Here is a 6516-nt window from a genome sequence, read left to right on the forward strand (position 1 = left end):
GGAAAACCAACACACCGTACGATGAGTCAAAATATTTAGAAGCACTGAAACGAAGAGGCTCACCGCTGTTAAAATTTGCAATAACTAGCTAATTTTTACTTGCGGTCCACCTCAGGGCGTGTTGTTAAATTTTTCGAATTGACAAGATTTATTTACAACCCATTTGCTTTGCTTATGAAATCCATTTTCATACCCCATGACACTGCTATTACGCATGTTTTATAGTGTTGTTTTCGTTCTTTTAAGGATCTCAATATGATATTTTTCAATTGCTTGGTTAAGTATTTAGTAGCTGCTTGACCTGGAGGTATAGGACGAGGAACTAAATCCATTAAATCTGAACATTTATTCGATTTTGCAAAAGAACATACGTCAAATCAAAAATATCATCGTTCATCGGCCAACTATTCACCTGCGGACCATATAGACTCAAAAGAAAACCTTTAAGGTTATGTTGTTCTAGAGTGTCTAAGCTCATTTTATCTTTCCTTAATTGAGTTGATTAAATTTGTGTACTTATCTTTTTTGCCGTTAACATTTATATGATGGATTTGATTATCCTCAATGATAAATACATTTCCTTTTTCAGATTCAGGATCATAAATAGAGTAAATTTCTATTTTTTGAAGTTTTTTGTAGTCAAACTTATTTTCATAAATACCGAAAACAGTAGCCTGCTCTGCTGATAGTTCGGACAGCCATTTTGGAAATGATTTTCTGACAGATACTTCAAATAAGGATTTTACAAAATCTTTTTCTAATCCAGTAAGATCTATCGATGGATAAATTTTAACGGGATCAATTATTTCATGAGAAAAATACCACCCATCATATTTCATAATCAAAACACTTCCAGTATGAGAGATAACTTGAGGTTTATCATATTCGACTAAAGTTTGGCTTGAAACAATTAGATCCTCCCCCCCATAGCAACTGATAGAAAAAAGAAAGATTAAAGAACTGATTAGTTTATTCATTTAAGGCTCCTTGCCTATATTTGCAGTAAACTTGAGGATGGAGCACCGCTCACCCGAATTATTTGGCAAAATTATATCACGCCCACATAAAAACAATGTAATTGAAGTTCTTATTGCACAGACAACTTGAATCCCGATTAATTCACAAGAGAAATTTAACGCCGCACTAAGCGGACTAAAATTGTGGGTTGAAATGTGTAGCGAAGCGAAACGTAACCCACTGTTTTAGTTCCGTTTAAGTGCCTTGTGTGTATTTCAGCTACTTCTTTTTTCTGATAAAAATGCAGCGTATTCAGATCTGGCTTTACTATCAGGTTTTACACCTTTCGATTCACACCAAGTTAGTAACGAACTAATTTTGATAGCTGTTTTTTTTACAGACTGTCCATTTGATCTCAATTCTACGATAGCTTTCTCTGCACTACTTCGCCATTCTTCATAACTGTCATCAAGCGACGATGGATCATCTACTATTTCTTTCAAGTGTTGCCACTCTTCGGGCTGATACCACGCTATAGAATAAATTACTTTCTGCTCATTCAAACTTTAACTCTCCGTGAAATATAACGCCAACCTCAAAGGCGTAAAAGGTGAGACCTTTTTTTGCGCCTTTGCTCCTGCAAAAAACGGGCTGGCTTTTACGTCCTTTGCAGGTTCTTGTTAGGGTTTTTAGTGCCGAATAGGATCTCTATTATCCCATTGAGTTCCTTCCCAATTAGATATGGTTCCTTCTTCCTCGCACTCTAAGCATTCCCAACCAATTGTATGGCTATCAGGACAAACCCATACTTCTACTTCACCATCACACTTACGACAGTTAACACTAGCTAAACTTGCTGGCCGCTCATATGCAATTGAAGCTGATTCAATAATTCCAGTCAAAAAAGCTAATAACTCGATTGATTCTAAGTTCAATTCAGCCAAGCTTCCATCTTCATCCAAAAAGTGCTGAATATTTGTAATTAATGCCATTGCTGAACCCTCTGTAGTAACTGGATAAAAGCTAACGCTTTAATAACTGGCGCGTAGGTTGGCGTTGTTTTTGCGGCTTTTTTTTTCGCAAAAACGATGACAGCCGTTATGCATCCAGTTAATTAGCTTGTTGAACGAAGCCGCTGCGCGGCAGATAAAACAGACAACCTCAATCGAGCCTACAAATAAGGTACCGTTAATGTTAACGGCTTTATTTGGAGGTTATTATGAAACCACTCGAACAAGCTCGTTTTGACAAGTTATATCAATCTTACCTCAATGAATTATTCTTACAAGGCATGCAACCTAAAACCATTGATAGTTATAGCAGAGCATTGCGCCAAGTCGCCGAATTTTTCGATACTTGCCCTGACCAACTTTCTGCTGAGCAATTAAAATACTACTTTATCTACATTGCGACCTACAAATCTTGGAGCTCTGTCAAAATTGCACGCTGCGCTATTCAATTTTGCTATAAATACCTACTCAACCGTCCTTGGGTTTGGGTTAATATCGTAAAGCCACCTAAGCAGCAAGCAATTCAAGATGTATTATCCATCGCCGAAGTACAAGCAATTATCAATGCAACTCGGCAGCTTCGTTACCAAGTGTATTATCTCACCACATACAGTTTAGGGTTACGTTTAAGCGAGTCACTCAACCTGACAATAGCTGATATTGATAAGTCTCTGATGCAAGTTCATTTACACAATACCAAAAGTAAAAAAGACCGCTTTGTTCCCTTACCACAAACCACTTTATTAGCTTTACGCCGATATTGGAAAACCCATCGTCATCCAAAATTACTCTTTCCTGGCGGTAAACCCCCACATCTTTGCCAGGGTAAAACAATGATAATGGATAAAGGCGGGGTTCAAAAAACGATTAAGATTGTTGCTAAAGAATGTGGTATCAGTAAAAACGTTCATGTGCATACTCTGCGTCATTCTATTGCCACTCATATGTTAGAAAGCGGTTGCAACCTGCGCTCTATTCAAGAATTCCTAGGGCATGCTGATCCAAAGACCACTGCAATTTACACGCGCATGACGAACGAAACCGCTCAAAATAGTGCATTAATACTCAATGATATTGTTGATTCAATTTCCATTAATTGGCAGGAGAATTAACATGATCAGCCTCGCTTCCATTGCCCAGAAATACCAACAAGCACTACTCGAAAAATACGGCTACAAAATGCAAAACACACATCGACATGCGCTCAAACAAATCATTGCCTGTCATACCGCACAGGCCGGCGCCATGTTATATCACTGTGACGACTGTCATCTTACTGCGACCTTATTTCCCTCATGCGGACATCGACATTGTCCTGCCTGTCAACATAAAGCCAATAATGATTGGTTAGATAAACAACGTCAGAAATTACTACCCGTAGATTATTATCTGGTTGGTTTTACCTTGCCATATCAACTCAGATCATTTGTTTGGCATCATCAAAAATGGGCTTATCAAGCCTTACTTAAAGCAGCAAAAGAAACCTTGAACTCCTTTTTTAAGAAGGATAAAAAACTCGGTGATATCACAGGATATATTGCCGTTTTGCATACACATGCCAGAAATTTGGATTTTCACCCGCACGTACATTTTGTAGTACCTGCGGGCACGCTGAACAAAAACAAAACCATGTGGTTGAGCAAGGCGGGAAAGTACCTATTTTATGCGGATAATTTAGCCAAGGTTTTTCGTGGTAAATTTATAGAGCAGATGTGCAAAGCACACTATTACTTGCCCGCTAAAACACCTAAAGAGTGGAATGTAGATTGTGAATATGTAGGAAAAGGCGATGGTGCATTAACCTATCTTGCACGCTATCTATACCGCAGTGTTATTAGTGAGAATAACATCTTAAGCATTGATAATGACCAAGTGATCTTTCGTTATAAAGAAAGTAAAAGCAAGCAATATCAAAACATCAAAGAGCCTGCTGTGGATTTTTTATGGCGGGTATTACAGCATGTTTTACCCAAGGGATTTCGACGCGCACGCAACTATGGATTTTTACATGGCAATGCCAAAGCGACATTACAACGCTTACAGTTGATACTTAAAGTGATACTCAAACCAACGCCAATACGAAGAAAAAATGCAGTCTGTTGCCCTCAATGCAAAACTGAAATGCAACTCTATATGATGCGTATTGGTTCACACCTTATTAAGGTTGGCACCACGATATAAAACAAGGATGTGTTTAAGCAAAAGGATTTGTGGCGAATGAAGCATTAATCCCAAAAGGAGTGTGAATGGATAAACAATACAGTGTTAATTCAATATGTTGCAGATAAAGGCAGGTGCGACAGTGGTAACACTCGACCAAAAAAACACGTCACCAACAACGAAACAGTATTCCTCGTTCCTCGATTTAAATATTTACTATAAAGAGCAGAGATAACCACACGGGCTTGTCCAACAATAGGATTAGGTCGTGGTTCGCGTTGCTCACACCACCTATCCTTATTAGTTAGTTGTCCGTTTTGACGTGGTTTTATGAATCTATTCCAGCATTCCACCACCAAAAAGAAGTGCCGCACCAATAAATACAAGTAACTGGTTAATAATAAATAGTCTTTGTATTTTAAGGGGGACTTTGTCTTTTTCTTCGTATCTATTGCAACGTCTAGCTTGCCAATCAAATAAAAATATAAGCGCATAACGAGTGATCCCTAAACCAGCAGAAAATATATTAGAAGAAAAAGAATAACAATCACCATCGATGACATTTTCCACAAAAGGGAGCCACTTAGCCTTTAAATAGAAAACAAAACAGATGCTAATAAACGCAAGACTTAAACCAATTACAAATAAAAGCATTGATATTTGAGATGCTAAATTTAATTCAGTCATATCTATTATTTAATTCCATTTGACTTATATATTTCATTCCCCAAAAACTCACCTTTAGACCCACCATAATTCCCACCCAAGTATCCAGCACCTGAGCCAACAACTAACGAACACCAAAACAAACTTGTTCCCCCACTCTCTATGCCAAATAAAACATTACAGCCAGCATAAGCAAGAGCCCCTCCAAGGTAACCACCACCAATGCTTCCGGCTGCTTTACCTGTTTGAGTATATTTAGCTTTACTACACGTTGTGGAATCACCAGCAGTGCAAGCTTGTTGGATATTAGCAACAGCATCAACCCCTGTTAAAGCTATCCCTACATAACCGACTCGTTTTAAATTACGTGACATTTTTGCAACTGTTTCGTAGTTTTTTGAAAAATTAGGAATAGTCGTTACATTACCAGGTTGTTTACTCCATTGATGAACAATACTTTTGCTGCTAAGCCCTAAATTACTGCGAATATCACCAGAGAGTAATTTCCCACCCATTGCTGGCTGACCGAATCGACTAAGTGCATTATCAAGTCGTTGAAAATAAACTTGTCTTCTAGTAAAAAAACTTTGATTATTTAAATTTCCTGTTGAATTGTAGCTATTAACATATGAGCGCTCTAAATCTTTTAAAATCGACTTTACTTGGCTAGTGTGTGCATTCCACGTGGTATTACTTATACCTAACATTAAGCCATTATAACTAGCCACACTAGACAAGAAAGAATATCGTTTTGCCAAAATTTCACGCTCAGAACTATCGAGTTTTAATAGTGTTCTATCAACAGACTCTGCAACATCTAAAAATTCAGCTTCTTCCAAAGTACATTCTTTGCTGTTAGCTGGTGATAATAATACGACTTGTCCAACTTGTACCATGTTGTTTTTCAAATGAGAGTTAACCATTTTAAAATGATCATAAACAATTTGAGATGGTGAGTTATACATAATCATAATTAATTGATCGACAGTCATCGATTTTTCAACAATATGTATCGCTTTATTATGTGTATCAGGTTGTAGTGCAGCCATATATTAACCCTTTAATTTCTACAGTGTTGTTGCGTACTTGAATTTGACAAGCATTTTTACATAAAATAAAAGTAAAATATATACATGAACGATAAATAACGAGTAAACGAAGTCTAATGCAAGGCAACTAACGCCGCTAAACACTGGCGCTTAGATTTGGCGACATTTTTGCGGCTTTTTGTTTTTGCAAAAAAGACGACAAAGCGTAATGCGTCCAGTGCTTTGCCTTGTTAAGTTTTGCGACTTGTAAGCTCATAGCCTGCATGAAACTCAACGCTTATTTTTGTTTTAACTTGAAACGAAACGCTTTGATTCAGTTAATTTAATATTCAACTAAGTAGCCCAACTTCAGATAAAAAGGCTCAAAACGTGACACTGATAAATAGGTAAATTAACCAAGCCCGTTTAATACAAAAGCCAACTTTATATTGCCCCATTTCCAGCTGCGATTCAGAGAGTCGATTCGCAAATCCATTGGATATGGGATCGCGCAAAACACCCAACCAACCTATTAATCATTTTTACATTTCACAAATCGGAGTGAAATTTAGACATAATGACTTCCCACTAAGGTGCTAGCCTCTACCGTGGGTTAGTTTTACAACCAGAGCCATAATATATATATCAATAATATAACGTGGAGGCTAGCATGAATAAACATAGCATACTTTTCA

General features: G+C 37.4%; 7 protein-coding genes. 2 read left to right on the plus strand and 5 right to left on the minus strand.

Features of this window, described 5'->3' with window-relative positions; genetic code table 11:
• Positions 1-479: 479 nt before the first annotated feature.
• The 3 genes from KSO91_RS15430 to KSO91_RS15440 all read right to left on the minus strand — a co-directional run bounded on the left by KSO91_RS15430 (position 480) and on the right by KSO91_RS15440 (position 1949).
• Entirely contained in the window at positions 480-977 is a 498-nt protein-coding gene (locus tag KSO91_RS15430; protein ID WP_238743922.1) for a hypothetical protein, read from the minus strand.
• A 255-nt stretch (positions 978-1232) separates the two neighbouring features.
• Positions 1233-1520, minus strand: coding sequence for a hypothetical protein (locus KSO91_RS15435; protein WP_238743923.1), 288 nt, complete (start codon positions 1518-1520; stop codon positions 1233-1235).
• A gap of 126 nt (positions 1521-1646) precedes the next feature.
• Positions 1647-1949, minus strand: a complete 303-nt coding sequence (locus KSO91_RS15440; protein WP_238743924.1) for a hypothetical protein — start codon at positions 1947-1949, stop codon at positions 1647-1649.
• Positions 1950-2176: 227 nt separating this feature from the next.
• On the opposite strand from KSO91_RS15440, the gene KSO91_RS15445 reads away from it, so the two are divergent.
• Complete coding sequence (locus KSO91_RS15445) at positions 2177-3079, plus strand: tyrosine-type recombinase/integrase (RefSeq protein ID WP_238743925.1); 903 nt, start codon at positions 2177-2179, stop codon at positions 3077-3079.
• A gap of 1 nt (position 3080) precedes the next feature.
• Positions 3081-4148: an IS91 family transposase gene (locus KSO91_RS15450; protein WP_238743926.1), complete on the plus strand. Its 1068-nt coding sequence runs from the start codon at positions 3081-3083 to the stop codon at positions 4146-4148.
• 315 nt (positions 4149-4463) lie between these two features.
• Here the strand turns inward: KSO91_RS15450 and KSO91_RS15455 are convergent, their stop codons facing one another.
• Together KSO91_RS15455 and KSO91_RS15460 are read right to left on the minus strand one after the other, a co-directional pair.
• Positions 4464-4814, minus strand: a complete 351-nt coding sequence (locus tag KSO91_RS15455; protein ID WP_238743927.1) for a hypothetical protein — start codon at positions 4812-4814, stop codon at positions 4464-4466.
• A 5-nt stretch (positions 4815-4819) separates the two neighbouring features.
• Positions 4820-5842: a hypothetical protein gene (locus KSO91_RS15460; RefSeq protein WP_238743928.1), complete on the minus strand. Its 1023-nt coding sequence runs from the start codon at positions 5840-5842 to the stop codon at positions 4820-4822.
• Between the last annotated feature and the right edge of the window lie 674 nt (positions 5843-6516).

Origin of the sequence: Psychromonas antarctica (genome assembly GCF_022267535.1) — a bacterium.
GTDB classification, from domain to species: Bacteria; Pseudomonadota; Gammaproteobacteria; order Enterobacterales; family Psychromonadaceae; genus Psychromonas; species Psychromonas antarctica.